Below are 1,585 nucleotides of genomic sequence, written 5' to 3'. Positions count from 1 at the left end.
ATCGACACCCGTGTGGGTGCCGGACCACATCTGACCAGAGGAACCGAAACCGGCCGAGATGCGGTAGCTGGCAGTCACCGGGGTCACCCAGCGCTTTGCCTCCCGCTCGGCGCGAGCGGCCGCCTCGGCGGCTTCTTCTCGCTGTTGCCTGACGATACCGTCATGGGCTTCCGACGCTGTCTCGCTGGCTTCCGAGGTGAGTGATTTACCGGCGTCGGAGATTGAATCCAGAGCGCCTGCGTTGGATACGGAGGTCATCGGCCGTTCGGGAACGGCGTCGATGGTTTCGGTATCCGAACCACTCGAACCTGATGCGTGGGGCATGACGAGCGCGCCAGAGGCTGCTGCCGCCATTGCTACGGATCCCACGACGGAGGGGACGGTGACGTGCCTACGTCGACGATGTCGACCGTGGCCGGCGCTACCTGAGCGACTCGACACCCCTATGAACCTTCCGACGGGAACTGCGGACTCCGGGACCATAGCCGGTCCACGGACCCCACCACAAATGACTCGGCGGTGTTCGGTCGGGACTTATGCGGGCCGTGTGTGCGGGAGGGTGGAGATCACATTTCGTAACCATGCTGTGACCTGCGACGACACGCCGAGGCCTGTGAGGGTCGTCACATTTGCGAAGTTGCGTCAACAAGGTGTGACCTTCGTCACATCGGGCGGGCGATCTCGGCGCTCAGATGTAGAGGAATCGACGCTCGCGCAGGTAGCCTGCTTGTGTGGAGGATCGGATGACGCATGTGCACTCATTACGGGTGGTAGTGGCCAAGCCGGGACTGGATGGACACGACCGCGGCGCGAAGGTGGTGGCGCGTGCGTTGCGCGACGCCGGCGTCGAGGTCGTCTACACGGGACTGCACCAGACGCCAGAGCAAGTGGTCGAGGCCGCGATTCAGGAAGACGCCCAGGCCATCGGCTTGTCGATCCTCTCTGGCGCGCACATGACCCTGTTCAAGCGAGTGCTGGAGTTGCTGGAGGAGCGGGACGCCACGGACATCGTCGTCTTCGGCGGCGGAATCATCCCGGGTGCGGACATCACTCTCCTGGAAGAGATGGGAGTCGCCCGCATCTTCACACCTGGCGCCAGTACCCAGGACATCGTCGAATGGGTGAACACGCTCCGCACGCACCAGCCGAGTTGAGAGTTCGCGTGCATCGGCGTGCCCGAGTCCGTCGTGCAGCCCACCTCCTGATTGCTTGTTGAATGTCAGTGACGTTCGTGGCCTGCCAGTACCCCATAAGACGTCGCTGACACTCAGCGAGCGCCGCTGCTGACGTGAATGATGTATCCGCCGTGCCGCGGGTGCCGGAGATTTTGCTGCCGTTCACCGATTCGTCGGCGCGAGGTCTATCAGAGGTCTAGACCTATCCGATGTAATAGCCCCACCTTCTATGCAAGTGGGGTGATTTGGTGTCTGAACAGACATTTCCGGCACAGCACAGGCAGCATGCGTCAGCGTTGCCGATCTCGGCCCGGAGGCCGGCGCGCAGTGACGTGCGTAGGCGGCGAGGAACGCTTGCCGCCGCGACTGTCGCGGCGGCCGGGTTGATCGTCGTGCCCGTCGCCGGCGCC

Annotated in this window: 1 protein-coding gene and 1 pseudogene; one reads left to right on the top strand and one right to left on the bottom strand. The window is 63.6% G+C overall.

Features of this window, described 5'->3' with window-relative positions; genetic code table 11:
* A pseudogene (locus tag ELR45_RS38760) lies at positions 1–354 on the bottom strand (hypothetical protein); the annotation flags it as partial.
* A 389-nt stretch (positions 355–743) separates the two neighbouring features.
* Between ELR45_RS38760 and ELR45_RS22695 the strand changes: the two are divergent.
* A complete protein-coding gene (locus tag ELR45_RS22695; RefSeq protein WP_129668379.1) occupies positions 744–1,154 on the top strand; it encodes a cobalamin B12-binding domain-containing protein in 411 nt (136 codons plus the stop codon).
* Positions 1,155–1,585: the final 431 nt, after the last annotated feature.

The organism is Phytoactinopolyspora endophytica, assembly GCF_004138495.1.
GTDB lineage: Bacteria > Actinomycetota > Actinomycetes > Jiangellales > Jiangellaceae > Phytoactinopolyspora > Phytoactinopolyspora endophytica.
This window is presented reverse-complemented; position numbering and strand designations above follow the sequence as displayed.

Bases quoted from the DNA above. Each gene is read 5' to 3' on its own strand.
- ELR45_RS22695 (WP_129668379.1), top strand. From the start codon at position 744: ATGACGCATGTGCACTCATTACGGGTGGTAGTGGCCAAGCCGGGACTG.